The sequence below is a fragment of the Streptomyces sp. 150FB genome (assembly GCF_000818195.1).
In the GTDB taxonomy this organism is placed as follows: domain Bacteria; phylum Actinomycetota; class Actinomycetes; order Streptomycetales; family Streptomycetaceae; genus Streptomyces.
In genome coordinates this window covers 8,647,548-8,661,366 of the sequence record NZ_JTHL01000001.1, presented here as the reverse complement: position 1 = coordinate 8,661,366, position 13,819 = coordinate 8,647,548, and the positions used below count along the sequence as shown (strand labels likewise).

Here is a 13,819-nt window from a genome sequence, read left to right as displayed (position 1 = left end):
CCGCGCGGTTGCCGCCGCGCGGGCCGACCGGGCGTCAGGGCCGCTGGTCGATCTTGAACACCCAGACATGCCGCCCGGCCGCCCGCGCCGCCGCCGGGACGTCCACGACCAGCGAGCCGCCGGTCGTACGCCAGTTCAGCGGCCGGTCGTGGCCCAGCAGTGTCACCCGGACCCCCGGCCTGACCGGCACCGGCGCCGCGACGGTGAGTTTCGCCCCGGGCTCGGCGAGCGAGTGGATGTAGAACGCGCTGTCCGGCCGTACGGTGAAGCGCAGGTCCTCACCGAGCTGCGGCATCCTCGCCCAGTACGTACTGCCGTAGATCGCCTCGCCGTTGACCTTCAGCCACTCCCCCGTCTCACGCAGCCTGCGCTGCATGATCTCCGGGATGGTGCCGTCGGCGCGCGGCCCGATGTCGAGCAGGAAGTTGCCGTTCTTGGAGACGATGTCGACCAGGGAGTGGATCACTTCCTCCGTCGTCATGTACTGGTCGTCCGGGGTCGCGCTGTTGTAGCCGTAGGAGCGCGGGTCGAGGCCGCGGCTGGACTCCCACTTGTCGGTGACGACGGAGTCGTACGTCGCGTACTCGGGCGTGGTGAAGTCGTGCGGCCCGATGCCCGAGCGGTCGTTGACGGTCACCTCGACGGGGCGCGCCCGGTTCTTGGCGTGGTTGAAGTACTCCGCGAGGACCCGGCGGCTGTCGTTCTCGCCGCCGATGTCGCACCAGATGACCTCGGGGTCGTACCCGTCGATCAACTCCAGCATCTGCGCGGCCTGGACGTCCTCGACGTAGTCCTTGCCCGCGGTGTAGCCGGTGTACGGCACGGGTTCGAGGGTGTACGGATTGCGCGGCGCGTGGCCCTGCCAGGGGCTGTCCGGGTTGAACCACTCCGGCATCGAGAAGTAGAGGCCCCGGTGCAGCTCGGGTGTGTAGCGGCGCGAGGCGTCGAAGAGTTCCCTGACGATGTCCCTGCGCGGGCCCATCTTCACGGAGTTGCGGTCGGAGACCTTGGTGTCCCAGAGGGCGAAGCCCTCGTGGTGCTTGGACGTCAGTACGTGGTACTGCGCGCCGGCGTCCCTGAACAGCTCGACCCAGGCACGCGGGTCGAACTTGTCGGCCGTGAACCTCGGAATGAAGTCGTCGTAGGCGAACGCCTCGCCGTACGTCTCCCGGTGGTAGGCGTACGTCGGGTTCGTCGGGTCCTGCATCTGCGCCCAGTACCACTCCGCGTACTGCACGCCGACCGGCGCCCAGGCGGGCACCGAGTAGACGCCCCAGTGGATGAAGATGCCGAACTTGGCGTCCTGGAACCAGTAGGGCGCCTGATGGGTGCTCAGGGACGCGTCCGTCGGCTGGAAGTCGGGGATTCCGAGCGTCAGCGCCCGCCCGGCGGCGGCCGCCCGCCGCCCGTGGCTGAGTGCCACGACGGTGCCGTCGGCGCTGGTGCCCGGCGGGGTGCCGGGCGAGGGACGGATGCCGATGCGGACCCTGGCCTGCTCGCCGGGTGCGAGCCGGGTGACGTGGGCGGGGGCGACGGTACGGGCGCCGGGGACGTCCACGGAGAGGGTGAGCGCGTCGGAGGAGAGGATGCCCACGGTGCCGGCGTTAACGACGGTCGCCTCGACGCTCTGCGCGCCGTTGTCCAGCGTGGAGGTCGTCGCCCGCGCGTTACGCAGGGTCAGCGCCCGTCCCGCTGCGGCGGGTTGGACCGACAGCGCGAAGACGTGCAGCGAGGAGCTGTTCTCCTCGGCCGCGTGGGTGACGGGCAGGGTGAGGGCCACGGCCTGCCTGGCGGGGTCCATGGCGACCTCGGAGGTCGCGATGACCACCTGGTGCGGGTCCTTGGCGCCCGACGGGTCGTAGCGGTACGCGGCGACGAGCGCGCCGCTGCCCGCGTACCAGTCGGGGCCGCCGAGGGCCGCCGTCGACGTACTGCCGTCGGCGTAGTGGACGGTGGCCGTGCCGGAGGCGGCGCCGTAACTGCACGCGGTGAGGAAGAAGCCGGAGAGGTAGCGGCCCGGGGGCAGTTCGACACGCTGCCCGAGCGCGACGGCGTTGTTGTTCGCGCCCGCCGCAGCGGAAGGGAAGAGGTAGGTGACTCCGTCGATGTCCACTTCTCCGGCGGGGAGTTCCTCGCCGGGGAAGGTGTAACCGGTGCCGTCGAAATCGCCGCCGGGGGCGTCGGCGGTGTCGATGCCGTCGTTGTCGAACAGGCTGTCCAGGGGTACGGGTACGGCGGCGGGGACCGTACCCCAGTCACCGCCACCGTGATCGGTGGCGCCCGCCGCTCCCGGGCCCTTCGTGCGCGGGCTCGCGTCGGCCGTGGCCGGGAGAACAAGGGCGGCGCCGACTGCCGCTCCTGCCGTCATTCCGAGTACATGGCGTCTGGGAAGTTCGGTCATGACATCCGATGATTCGAAGCAGACAGGTCCATGTCAATGCCTCGTACGTGACGGGCGCGAACTCGTTCCTCACGGTCATCGGATGAATCCGGATGAATGAAGGCGCCCCGCACCCCAAACGTGAGGGGAAACGCGGGGCGCCCGTGTGCTCCGTCAGTCGACGCCCTGGAGGATGTGCGGCTCCGCGAGGTCGTCCTCGTAGCCCGCCAGCCGGATCGGGGCGGACCTGGCCCACACTTCGAGATTGCCGAGCTTCTCGGGGTTCCGGGGCCGCTCGCCGCCGTCCTGCGGTCGTTGCTCGGTCTTCTTCTTCGGGTCTGATGTCACGGCGCACTCCTTTGTGTCGCGCAACTCTGGGACAGGGCTGTTACGTCGCGGTGGCGCCGCTTTTCGGGCGGGACCGCGGCCGTGGTAATGGGCCTTGTCCCTGGACAGCCGCGGAGAGGGTCGTTCTCCTGATGCCGTCCTCGCCGACAAGAGTAACCAGATGAGCGGGCGTCCGCTCTATGGGGCTCCGTTCGGGTGACGTTTCCGGCCGTTCGGCTCTACCAGTTGGCGGGCGCGTAGTCCTTGAGGAAGCAGCCGTACAGGTCCTCGCCGGCCTCGCCGCGCACGATCGGGTCGTACACCCGGGCAGCGCCGTCGATCAGGTCCAGCGGGGCGTGGAAGCCCTCGTCGGCGAGCCGCATCTTGTCGGGGTGCGGCCGCTCGTCGGTGATCCAGCCGGTGTCGACCGCGGTCATCAGGATGCGGTCGGACTCGTACATCTCCTGCGCGCTGGTGCGGGTGAGCATGTTCAGCGCGGCCTTCGCCATGTTGGTGTGCGGGTGTCCGGCGCCCTTGTAACCGCGGCTGAAAACCCCCTCCATCGCGGAGACGTTGACGACATAGGCGCGCTCGGCGCGCGCCGCGGCCATCGCCGGACGCAGCCTGCTGATCAGGATGAACGGCGCGGTGGAGTTGCAGAGCTGGACCTCCAGCAGTTCGACGGCGTCGACGTCGGAGACCGTCTGGACCCAGCTATTGGTGTGGTGCAGATCCGGCACGAGGCCGCCGGCGTCGATCGCCGTACCCGCCTCGATCCTGGCGAGGGTCGCCGAGCCGCCGACGAGGGCGAGCCCGGTGACGTCGGACGCGCCGAGCGCCTGGGCCCCGCCGGCCGGCAGTACGGCCTGCGCTCCGCTGCCGAACGCGCCGATGACGTGCGAGGCGGGGAGTTCACCGGCGGGCAGCGGAGCCGACTCGGCGGCCAGCAGCTCGCTGTACGCCTGCGGTGAGCGGCGTACCGTCTGCGCGGCGTTGTTGATCAGAATGTCGAGCGGGCCCTCGGCGGCGACCGAGTCGGCGAGCGCGACGACCTGGGCCGGGTCCCGCAGGTCGATCCCGACGATCTTGAGACGGTGGATCCAGTCGGCGCTGTCCTCCATCGCCTTGAAGCGGCGGATCGCGTCGCCGGGGAAGCGGGTGGTGATGGTGGTGTGCGCGCCGTCGCGCAGCAACCGCAGCGCGATGTACATGCCGATCTTGGCCCGGCCGCCGGTGAGCAGTGCGCGCCGGCCGCTGAGGTCGGTCCTGCCGTCGCGGCGGGCCCGGTTCTCGGCGGCGCACTCCTGGCAGAGCTGGTGGTAGAAGGCGTCGACCTCGACGTACCGGGTCTTGCAGATGTAGCAGGAGCGGGGGCGCTGGAGCAGGCCGGCGATCTCACCGGCCACGGAGGACGAGGGCAGCAGACCCTGCGTCTCGTCGTCGATACGCTCGGCCGAGCCGGTGGCCGTGGCCTCGGTGACGGCCTTGTCGTGGGCGGTCTTCGCCGCCCTGCGCTCCTGGCGGCGGCGCTGTTTGACGGTCCGGTAGATACCGGCGGTGGCGCGCCTGACCGCTATGGCGTCGGGGTGGTCGACGGAGATGTCGTCGAGTTCGCCGAGGACGTCCAGGCAGACCGCGAGACGCTCGGGGTCGATGCCGGGACCGAACGCGGAGGTGTCGTCGTGCGCGGGGCTCTCGCCGTACGCCGCCGGGCTGTCCTCTGTCACCGTCATCGCTGCTGCCGTTCCCTCGTTCACTCGACCTGCCGGAAACCCGAAATGGGGCATTTGTTCGCTATTGCGACCATCCCCGCAGGTCAGGAGCATACCGACGCGCCGGGAGGCAACAAAATCCCGGCATCGTGTCCGGGCGGGGACGCGGCGGCGAAAGTGCGGCCGCGTCCCCTCTCAGATTCTCCTGATGGGCTTGGTGGGCTTGGTGGGCTTGGTGGGGCCTGGCGGCCCTGGCCTCAGCCGCCGACCCGTTCGCTCTGGCGCTGCTCCACCGCGGGCACCCGGGCCCCGAGGAATGTCAGATTCCGCCGCAGCTCGAAGCCGAGCTTGTCGTACAGCCGCAGCGCGCCGGTGTTCTCGGCGGCCGCGTGCAGGAACGGCGTCTCGCCCCGCTCGCGGATACCCGCGGCGACCGCCAGGATCAGCCGGGCGGCCAGCCCCTGTCCCCGGAACTCGGGCGCCGTGCAGACCGCGCTGATCTCCGTCCAGCCGGGCGGGTGCATCCGCTCGCCCGCCATCGCCACGAGCGCGCCCTCGCGGCGGATGCCGAGGTAGGTGCCCATCTCGATGGTGCGCGGCAGGAAGGGGCCCGGCTTGGTGCGCTCCACGAGGTCGAGCATCTCGGGCACGTCGGCCGCGGTGAGGCGTACGGCTTCCTCGTCGGGCACCGCAGCCAGCCCGGCGTCGACGTACTGCACGCCGTCGGCCCGGAAGTGCACGTCCCAGTCGTCCGGCGGCGGGACCTCGAATCCGGCGACGGTGACCGATCCGCCGGGACCGGCGAGCGCGACGGCGTCCGCCCAGTCCTCCGCCCCGGGGTCGTCGGGCAGCGCCAGCCACGGGGACACGTCGGGCGAGTAGCGCAGCAGCCTGCCGCGCCGCTCGGCGAAGTGCGCGTGCGGTCCCGTCAGCGAGGCCAGGGCCGGGTTGTCGAGCGGGTGCGGTGTCCGCGCCTGCTGCGGAACCCCGGGGTTGGGCGATGTGTTCACGCGTCCACCTCGATCACGATCTTGCCTTGTACATGTCCCTGCTCCACGGCGCGCAGCGCGTCGGCCGCGCGCTCCAGCGGGAAGGTCTGGGTGACGTACGGGTTCAGGGCGCCGCCGATGACGAGTTTCGCGACCTCGTCGAGAACGGCCGCGGTGCGCTGCCGGACGATCGGCGAGCCACCGAGGCGGGTCACGGTGTCCCGGTCGGCCCCGCTGATGAGTTTCGTACGGTCGTCCTGCCCGAGGAGTTCGGCGACGGCTTCGAGGTCGGCGCCGCCGACCAGGTCGATGACCGCGTCGACGCCGTCGGGCGCTGCGTCCCGTACCCGCCGGGCGATGTCGGGTCCCGGAGGCAGGTGTACGGCGCCGAGCGACTCCACGAAGTCCTTCTTGCCGGCACTCGCCGTGCCGATGACGCGAAGGCCGAAGCTGCGCGCGATCTGCGCCGTCGCCACGCCCACTCCCCCACCGACGCCGGTGACCAGCAGCGTCGCGCCGGGCCGCAGGTCCACCTGGCGTACGGCGTCGTACGCGGTCGCCGCGGCGACCGGCAGCGTGGCCGCGTCCCGGTAGGACAGCGCGTCGGGCTTGTGCGCGCAGACGGTGGCGGGCAGCAGCGTGTGCTCGGCGTATCCGCCGGTGAGCGTGGCGCCGTACACCGCGTCCCCCGGGGTGAAGCCCTCCACCCCCGTGCCGACCTCCTCGACGACGCCCGCCGCCTCGCTGCCGAAGACGGCCGGCAGCTCCAGCGGCGCCGCGCCCGGCCTGGTGTAGCCGTTCCGCAGCTTCCAGTCGACGGGGTTCACACCGGCGGCGCGTACGGCCACCCGCAACTGGCCGGGGCCGGGTACGGGCGGCGGCCGGTCCACGAAGCTCTCCGCCTCGGGACCGCCGTGGCGGGTGAAGACGTACGCCTTCGACATGTGACTCCTCGCTCCGGCCCGGCTCGGGGCCGGGTCGTGTCCGTCGCCTTTCGGGCAACAGACGTTTCAAGGAGGAGCGCGGGAGCCGTATTCCCGTGATCACACATCGCTCATGGACCCGTCACAGCCGGTCGTGCGCGTCTCATATGCCGGACCGATGTGTCCGGCTCGGGGCACTGTCGGGCTTGGGCCACTGCCGGGCGTGGGCCGCCGTCCGGCTCACACCGTCGTCCGTCTCAGACCACCGTCCGGCTCACGCCACCGGCCCTCTCACACCACCAACTGATTCTTGCCGAGCGCGATGATCCCGTTCTTGGAGACGGTGTACATCTCGGCGTCCCGTTCGGGATTGACGCCGATCGTGGCGCCCGGCGGCACATCCACGTTCTTGTCGAGGATCGCGCCGCGCACGACGGCGCCGCGGCCCACCCGTACGTTGTCGTGCAGCACCGAACCCTGCACGACCGCGCCCTCGGCCACCACCACGCCCGGGGAGAGGACCGACCTCGTGACCTGGCCCCGGATGACGCAGCCGGGTCCGACCACCGACTCGCTCGCGATGCCGCCGGCCACGAAGCGCGCCGGCGGGAGCTGCGGGGAGTGGGTGTAGATGGGCCAGCGGCGGTTGTCGAGGTTGAACACCGGGTGGTTAGAGATGAGATCCATGTGCGCGTCGTAGTAGGTGTCGAGCGTTCCCACATCGCGCCAGTACCCGTGCTCGCGGGGCGTCTCGCCCGGTACGTGGTTGTCGTCGAAGTCGTAGACCTGGGCCATGCCGCGCTCGGTGAGCATCGGCAGGATGGAACCGCCCATGTCGTGCACCGAGTTCTCGTCCTCGGCGTCCTGGTGCAGCGCGTCGATCAGCACCTTGGTCGTGAAGAGGTAGTTGCCCATCGAGGCGAAGACCCGGTCGGGGTCGCCCGGCAGGCCCGGCGGGTCGGCAGGCTTCTCCAGGAACTGGTCGACCTGGACACCGTCGGAGCCCGGGGTGATGATCCCGAACGACGGGGCCTCGGCGCGCGGCACCCTGATGCCGGCGACGGTGACCCCGGCGCCGTTCTCGATGTGCCGCTGGAGCATCTGCCGGGGGTCCATGCGGTACACGTGGTCGGCGCCGAACACCGCGATGTAGTCGGGCTGTTCGTCGTGGACGAGGTTGAGGGACTGGAGGATCGCGTCCGCACTGCCCAGGTACCAGCGCGGCCCGAGTCTCTGCTGGGCCGGCACGGGTGTCACGTAGTTCCCGAGGAGGCTGGACATCCGCCAGGTGGTGGTCACATGGCGGTCCAGGGAATGTGATTTGTACTGCGTCAGAACGCAGTTGCGCAATATGTCGCCGTTGACGAGGTTCGACAGGACGAAATCGACGAGACGGTACGTGCCGCCGAACGTCACCGCTGGTTTGGCCCGGTCCGCTGTGAGCGGCATCAGGCGTTTGCCTTCCCCGCCCGCCAGTACGATCCCGAGCACCGAAGGTCCACCACGCATCGCCGCTCCCTCTACGAGGACTATGAGGATGAGGACTTGAGAAGGTCCTGGTACAGCTCATGCGTACGGCGGGCCACTTGGTCCCAGCCGAATTCACGCACCGCTCTCTCCCGCCCTGCTACCCCCATTCGGCCCGCCGACTCGGGATCGTCGAGGACCCGGTTGAGGGCTTCGGTGAGTCCCGATTCGAAGGCGTCAGGGGCGTGTTCGTCGTACGGGACGAGCAGCCCCGTACGACCGTCGTCGACAACCTCGGGGATGCCGCCGACCGACGAGGCGACCACGGCCGTTCCGCACGCCATCGCCTCCAGATTGACGATGCCCAGCGGCTCGTACACGGAGGGGCAGACGAAAACGGCGGCGTGTGTGAGGAGTTGGACCACCTCGGAGCGCGGCAGCATCTCCGGGATCCAGTGCACGCCGTCACGGGTGCGCTGGAGTCCGTCGACCAGCTCGCGGAACTCCCGCCCGATCTCAGGGGTGTCGGGCGCTCCGGCGCACAGGACGAGCTGGGCGTCCGGCTCCAGGGCGCGGGCGGCGCGCAGCAGGTGGGGGACGCCCTTCTGGCGGGTGATGCGGCCCACGAACAGGACGAAGGGGCGGTCGGGGTCGATGCCGATCCGTTCCAGCACGGCGGTGTCGTGGTCGGGCCGGTAGAGGGTGGTGTCGATGCCGTTGTGCACGACATGCACCCTGCCGGGATCGAGCGCGGGGTAGCAGCCGAGGATGTCGTCGCGCATCCCGCGTGAGACGGCGATCACGGCGTCCGCCGACTCGATCGCCGTACGCTCGGCCCAGCTCGACAGGGCGTAACCGCCGCCGAGTTGCTCGGCCTTCCAGGGGCGCAGGGGTTCGAGGGAGTGCGCGGTCATCACGTGCGGGATGCCGTGGAGCAGCTTGCCGACATGGCCTGCCAGGTTGGCGTACCAGGTGTGCGAGTGAACCAGCTCGCGTCCCTGGAGCGCGGCGGCCATCGCGAGGTCGACGGAGAAGGTGCGCAGCGCGTCGTTGGACCCGTCGAGCTGGGGGGCGGGGCGGTGGCGTGTCACACCGGCCGCCGTGTCGGCACGGTTGCTCTCGCCCCAGCAGTGGACTTCGAGGTCGGTCAGCGCCCTGAGCTCTCTGGCCAGGAACTCGACGTGGACCCCGGCACCGCCGTAGACGTCCGGCGGGTATTCACGGGTGAGCAGACCCACCTTCACGTGGTGCCCCCAGTCGTCGTGGATCAATGGATCGATGGATCAGCAGTCATGGATCAGTCGTGATGCGTAAGTCGTAATGCCCAAGTCGGCTTACATCAGTCATCAGTCATCAGTCGTCATGCATCACTCGTGGTCGCAGGGTCATGGTCACCCGGAATCGGCTCTTGGGGAAGAGCGCCGAGGAGGCTGATCAAAAACGCAGTCGCCGCACAGTGTGCCCTGAGGGCAGCGGTAGTACAGGCAGCAGCTCCGGCGCCGGAAGACGGTGGGGCCGGGTTCGGGCCCGGGTCCTGGTCCGGGTCCGGGTCCGGGTCCTGGTCCGGTGTCCTCTGCGGCGGGCGCGTCTCCTGCGGGGCGTCCGAAACCCGCGGCGCGTGTCTCTCCTGATCCGCGCAGATCCGGGTGGTCGAAGAGTTCGGCGCCCAGCGCGCGGGCGCGCACGGCGACGTCGGGGCGGCCGTTCGCGCGCCCCCAGGTGACAAGTTCGCTCACGGCGCCGGCGAGCGCGGATCCGGCGTTGCCCCAGAGCAGGCGGGGAGCGATACGGATGCCGGCGGGCCCGCGCAGCGCGGCGGCGAGCGGGACGAGATGCCCGTACTGCACGGCTTCGCGCACACTCCGCGCGGTGGCCGGCAGCGCCCGGACGCCGTCGAGCCAGAGGTCGTCCGGCGTGGTCAGGGCCGGGTTCCAGCACAGCCGCCCGGGGTCGAGGTCGGGGACGGCGCCTGTCAGTACGGCGCAGCCCAGCGCGATCGACCACAGTCGGGCGGCGAGCCCGAGGTGCGCGATGGAGGCGCCGATTCTGCGCTCGGGTGCACGCAGGCGGGCGGCGACCCGGTCGACCCGGTCGGTCAGCGGGGCCACCTCCCCTGCGTACACCCGGGCCAGCGGGGTGTGTGCGCCGGGGCTTGGGTCGGGGCTTGGGCCTGGGCTTGGGCTTGGGCCTGGGCTTGGGCCCGGGCCTCGGCCCGCAGGTGGAGCTGTCCGCAGCGCGAAGAAACCGCCTACGGTGGCGACCCTGGCCAGGTCCGCCCCGGACAGACCCGCCGTGCCCAGGCCGCCGCTCCTGTCACTCCCGTCCATCCCCGCCCCTCTCCTGCGCGTCACGGTCGACCACGGCCGACCACGGTCGTGACGTGTTCATCGGCGTTGCGTCGGAGCACAAGCCCCTCCGGTACGCCAGGATCACCAGCGGTGAAGGTCCTGTACACCTCGCTGACCTGGTCGGCCCTCCATAGGACTACACCCGGGGTCCATCCTGTACTACGGGAGTGGTACGCCGGAATGACCTCTCCAGGACGACGAATTAACGGTGCCGAAGAGGGATCGTGGATGCCATGAGTGCACTTGCGCTGGCCGTACTGCTGTCGCTGGTCTCCGCCGTCGCCTACGCGGCCGCGGCGATTCTCCAGGAGCATGTCGCCACCGACACCCCCGACCGCCCTTACGCGCCCTGGCACCACGGTGTGTGGTGGGCGTCCGTACTGCTGAACGGCCTCGGGGCGCTGCTCCATGTCGGCGCCCTGGCGTACGGACCTCTCAGCGTGGTCCAGCCGCTGGGTGCGCTGACGATCGTCTTCGCGCTGCCGATGGCCGCGCTGTTCGTGGGCCGCAAGGCGGGGCGTACGGCGTGGCGGGGTGCGTTCATGGCCGCCGTCGGGCTCGCGGGCCTGCTCGCGCTGACGGGGAGCGGCGATTCGCACTCGCTGGACGGCGGGGAGCGGCTGATCCTGGGCGCGGCCACCTTCGGCTGTGTCGGAGCGCTCTTCCTGGCGGCGCAGCTCGTCCGCAGGCCGATGGTACGGAGCGTGCTGCTGGCGGGCGCGGCGGGCGCCGCTTTCGGTATCGCCTCGGTCTTCACGAAGACGGTCGCCGTTGACTGGACGTCAGCGACCACGTCCGTACAGGTGCCCAGCCTGCTGGCCATCGCCGCGCTGGCGGCCTCGGGCCTGATGCTCTCTCAGGCCTCCTACCGGGGCGCGGGTCTCGCGGCCCCGCTGGCCGTGGTGACGGTCGTCAACCCGGTGGTGGCGGCGGCCGTGGGCCTCACCCTGTTCGGCGAGAGTTTCCGGTACGGGGTGAGCGGCACCCTGCTGGCGCTCTTCTCCGGGGTCGTCGCCACGGCCGGACTGATCCTGCTGACCCGTGAGCGGCTCACCTCCCAACTGGCGAGCGGTCACGAACCGACCGAGCCGGACCCGAAGGACCAGGCACCGGACACCTCGCGGTCGCGGCGCGGCGCCTCCCCGGACGACGATCAGGACCAGGACCAGGACCGGATATTGGACCTGGTGCCCGTACCTCGCCGGTCGGCCAGGTCGCGCCGCTGAGGCACGTCCGTCGGCATTCGCTCGGCGCTCGGTCGGCATTCGTTCGTTAGTTCTTGCGGCACGGTGGAGCTTGTTCCGGTCGAGCAGTGATCACTCGCCGCGGTGCGTGCCGCGGTGCGCGAACGGGCCGGTGGCGGCGAAGGCCAGGGCGGCGAAGCGTTCGCCGATACGGCGGTGCGTGGCGGCGTCCGGGTGGAGCTGGTCGGGCAGAGGCAACTCGGCGAAGTCGTCCTCACCGTAGAGTTCACGGCCGTCGATGTGGTGCAGGTTCGGATCCTCGGCCGCCCGCTGCTCAACGATCCGGGCCAGCTCTTCCCGTATGACGTTGAGTGTCAGCTTCCCGCTTGCGCGCTCCGCCGGATCGCCCGTGGCCCGGAACCCCAGTTGCCCGCTGTCCAGGGTGGAGAGGTCCACGGCGCTGGGGCCGGGGGTGTCTTCGTGGATGGCACAGAAGATCGGCGAGACGACCAGCAGTGGTGTGGTGGGGTGGCCGTCGCGGATGGCGTCCAGGAAGCCGTGGACGGCGGGGACGAACGCGCGCAGGCGCATCAGGTCGTTGTTGACCAGGTTGATGCCGATCTTGAGGCTGATCAGGTCGGCCGGGGTGTCGCGCAGGGTACGCGCGACGAACGGGTCCAGCAGGGCGCTGCCGCCCAGGCCCAGGTTGATCAGCTCCACGCCGCCGAGGCCGGCGGCGAGTGCGGGCCAGGTGGTGGTGGGGCTGGCTGCGTCGGAGCCATGACTGATCGAACTGCCATGGTGCAGCCAGACCTTACGGCCGCGGTCCGGTGCCGGCTCGACGGGCGCGTCGGTGCGCAGGGCGAGGAGCTCGGTGACTTCGTTGTGCGGCAGCCAGATCTCGACGTCCTTGTCGCCGTCGGGCAGGCCGCTGAAGCTGAGGGTGCCGGAGGGGCCGGGAGTGTGCTCGGCGGTGCCGGCGGTCATGTCGATGGTGAGGGTGTTGCCGCCGGTCACACTGGCCTGGGCGGCCAGGCGGCCGTCGACGAGCAGGTCGTACACGCCGTCCGGACGGGCCGGTGCGCCCACGTAGACGCGCTTGGTCGGCAGTGTGTCCAGCTCTATGACGGTGGCCGGGGTACGGAAGGCCAGCCGGACGCCGGAGGGCTGGGCCTCCGCCATGGCGAGCTGCCCGTCGGTGTACCTGGCTCGGACCTGGGCGGGCAGCCGGTGCGGGAGGACGCCGTGTGCGGTGTGTTCGAGGTCGATGGCGCCGCGTAGGAGGTTCGCGGTGATGGGGGTGGTTATGGGGTTGGTGATGGGGTTGGGCTTGGTGGTCATGGTCTCAGCCTGTTGTTTGGGTTGTTTGGATTTCTTCTGTTGCTTCTGTTGCTTCGTCAGTTCAAAAGGGCGGGATCGTTCGCCCGGGTTCAGGGGGCTGGCCAGTTGCGCAGCATGGCGTCGAGGCGGTCCAGGATCCATGACCAGGTTTCTTGCGAGTCAGGGGCGCTGTGACTGAATCCCCCGGCCAGCTCCAGGCTGACGTAGCCGTGGAACACGCTGCCCAGCAGCCGGACGGCGTGCGTCTGGTCCGGCTCCGTCAGGTCGTATCCGCGCAGGATCGCGCGCGTCATCTGCGCATGCCTGCCACCGGCGCTCGCGGCCGCCGTCTCCGCGTCGAGCGGGAGCCGGGCCGCGGCATAGCGGCCGGGGTGCTCCCGGGCGTAGTCGCGGTAGACGTTCGCGAAGGCGGCCAGAGCGTCCTTGCCGGCTCGCCCGGCGAGCGCGGCGGAGACGCGGTCGGCGAGCTCCTCCAGCGCGAGCAGGGCGATCCTTGTCTTGAGGTCCTGGGAGTTCTTCAGATGCGAGTAGAGACTCGCGACCTTGACATCGAACTGTCTGGCAAGCGCCGAAACGGTCACCTGCCCGAAGCCGACCTCGTCTGCCAGCTCGGCCCCCGCCTGGACGAGGCGTTCTGTGGTGAGTCCTACGCGCGCTGCCATATGTGCCCTTCCATCTGCCTGAAGGGATTGTGCATCTGCCTATACCCTTTAGGCAAATCGTTTAGTGGGTATGGACGGAGCGTGGCGTGATCGCGGACGGGGACGGGGACGGGGACGGGGATGCGAGTGGCTGAGCGGGGTGCACGGTGTTTTGGGTGCGGGTTCGGGCTGGCGGTCGGGGTGGGCCGGGTCCGTTTGGTGAGGGTCGGGCCGCCCCTTTTTGTTGATTTTCGCGGTTGCGGGGTGGGTGTCAAGGGCGCTCCTGCGTCGCGTCGGCTGCGCCGATTCCGCTGCGCTCCACCCTTGACACCCACCCCTCCACCGCAAGTGCAGATGAGGGGGCCGCCCCCAGGGGGGAGACTCCCCGGGGACGCCTGCCTGTCCTGCCGCTTTGCTCCCGACTGCCACTTGCTTGCCCTGCGGGGCACGCACGAAGGGATCACTGCCCCATCCCACTCGGCCAAGCGTCCGCGAGCAGGCCGTGGT

General features: G+C 70.3%; 11 protein-coding genes. 1 reads left to right on the top strand and 10 read right to left on the bottom strand.

Translation table 11 applies throughout. The annotated features are described in order from the left end of the window. Nucleotides 1-34: 34 nt before the first annotated feature. The 8 genes from QR77_RS37165 to QR77_RS37135 all read right to left on the bottom strand — a co-directional run bounded on the left by QR77_RS37165 (nt 35) and on the right by QR77_RS37135 (nt 10,125). Nucleotides 35-2,401 (bottom strand): alpha-L-fucosidase, encoded by a 2,367-nt coding sequence (locus QR77_RS37165; protein WP_040026380.1) that lies wholly within the window; start codon nt 2,399-2,401, stop codon nt 35-37. Between the two features lie 153 nt (nt 2,402-2,554). Continuing rightward, nucleotides 2,555-2,728: a hypothetical protein gene (locus QR77_RS47620; protein ID WP_173476402.1), complete on the bottom strand. Its 174-nt coding sequence runs from the start codon at nt 2,726-2,728 to the stop codon at nt 2,555-2,557. A gap of 218 nt (nt 2,729-2,946) precedes the next feature. Beyond that, nucleotides 2,947-4,440, bottom strand: coding sequence for an SDR family NAD(P)-dependent oxidoreductase (locus QR77_RS37160; protein ID WP_040026379.1), 1,494 nt, complete (start codon nt 4,438-4,440; stop codon nt 2,947-2,949). A gap of 236 nt (nt 4,441-4,676) precedes the next feature. Beyond that, entirely contained in the window at nt 4,677-5,429 is a 753-nt protein-coding gene (locus tag QR77_RS37155; RefSeq protein WP_040026378.1) for a GNAT family N-acetyltransferase, read from the bottom strand. Continuing rightward, complete coding sequence (locus QR77_RS37150; RefSeq protein WP_040026377.1) at nt 5,426-6,352, bottom strand: NADP-dependent oxidoreductase; 927 nt, start codon at nt 6,350-6,352, stop codon at nt 5,426-5,428. Before QR77_RS37150 ends, QR77_RS37155 begins: the two co-directional genes overlap by 4 nt. A gap of 270 nt (nt 6,353-6,622) precedes the next feature. Then, a complete protein-coding gene (gene glgC / locus QR77_RS37145) occupies nt 6,623-7,840 on the bottom strand; it encodes a glucose-1-phosphate adenylyltransferase (protein ID WP_078877617.1) in 1,218 nt (405 codons plus the stop codon). Nucleotides 7,841-7,860: 20 nt separating this feature from the next. Then, nucleotides 7,861-9,042 (bottom strand): glycogen synthase, encoded by a 1,182-nt coding sequence (gene glgA, locus QR77_RS37140; protein WP_040029314.1) that lies wholly within the window; start codon nt 9,040-9,042, stop codon nt 7,861-7,863. Nucleotides 9,043-9,189: 147 nt separating this feature from the next. Beyond that, nucleotides 9,190-10,125 (bottom strand): (2Fe-2S)-binding protein, encoded by a 936-nt coding sequence (locus QR77_RS37135; RefSeq protein ID WP_078877616.1) that lies wholly within the window; start codon nt 10,123-10,125, stop codon nt 9,190-9,192. Nucleotides 10,126-10,379: 254 nt separating this feature from the next. On the opposite strand from QR77_RS37135, the gene QR77_RS37130 reads away from it, so the two are divergent. Next, on the top strand, nt 10,380-11,372 hold the full coding sequence (locus QR77_RS37130; protein ID WP_173476401.1) for a DMT family transporter: 993 nt from the start codon (nt 10,380-10,382) through the stop codon (nt 11,370-11,372). Nucleotides 11,373-11,462: 90 nt separating this feature from the next. Here the strand turns inward: QR77_RS37130 and QR77_RS37125 are convergent, their stop codons facing one another. Both QR77_RS37125 and QR77_RS37120 read right to left on the bottom strand, forming a co-directional pair. Further along, complete coding sequence (locus QR77_RS37125) at nt 11,463-12,671, bottom strand: GDSL-type esterase/lipase family protein (protein ID WP_040026374.1); 1,209 nt, start codon at nt 12,669-12,671, stop codon at nt 11,463-11,465. Between the two features lie 89 nt (nt 12,672-12,760). Further along, complete coding sequence (locus QR77_RS37120) at nt 12,761-13,333, bottom strand: TetR/AcrR family transcriptional regulator (protein ID WP_040026373.1); 573 nt, start codon at nt 13,331-13,333, stop codon at nt 12,761-12,763. Nucleotides 13,334-13,819 lie beyond the last annotated feature (486 nt).